Genomic DNA, 565 nt, shown 5'->3' with positions numbered 1-565 from the left:
CCCCGAAGACATCGAGTTGACCGGCCCGATGGCCGCCCGCCTGTGGGTTCAATTGGATGGCTGCGACGACGCGAACCTGTTCGTCGGAGTGGAGAAGTGGCGCGATGGCCAGTTCGTTGCGTTTGAGGGGTCCTACGGCTGGGGCCGTGACCGGGTGACCACCGGCTGGCAGCGGGTCTCGCTGCGCGAGCTCGACCCCGAGCTCTCGCAGCCATGGGAGCCGGTCCCGGCGTGTGCTCGGCCCCGGCCGGTCACCGCCGGCGAGGTCGTCGCCGTCGATGTCGCGCTTGGCCCGTCGGCGACATTGTTCCGCGCCGGCGAACAGTTACGACTGGTGGTTGGCGGACGCTGGTTGTCCCCCCGCAACCCGCTCACCGGCCAATTCCCGGCCGCCTACCCACGCCCGCCGCGTGGTCGTGTCACGCTGCACTGGGGCCCACGCTACGACGCGCACCTGCTGATACCGGAGGTCCCTGGGTAGCCCGGGTTGCCGAGCGCTGGCTGACGGCGCGCGTCACACGCGCGGCGTCGGTGACGAGTCCGTCGAAAACACCGCATGCCGTAA

1 protein-coding gene is annotated in these 565 nt (G+C 70.3%); it reads left to right on the top strand.

Translation table 4 applies throughout. The features are described 5' to 3' along the window. The coding region (locus FJM08_RS08530) for a CocE/NonD family hydrolase (protein ID WP_140031744.1) at positions 1-481 on the top strand (481 nt) is incomplete at its 5' end. Positions 482-565: the final 84 nt, after the last annotated feature.

The sequence above is a fragment of the Metamycoplasma equirhinis genome (assembly GCF_006385185.1).
Lineage (GTDB): Bacteria > Bacillota_I > Bacilli_A > Mycoplasmatales > Metamycoplasmataceae > Metamycoplasma > Metamycoplasma equirhinis.
Note: the sequence above shows the minus strand (reverse complement) of the source record. Positions and strands in the feature narration are given on the sequence as shown.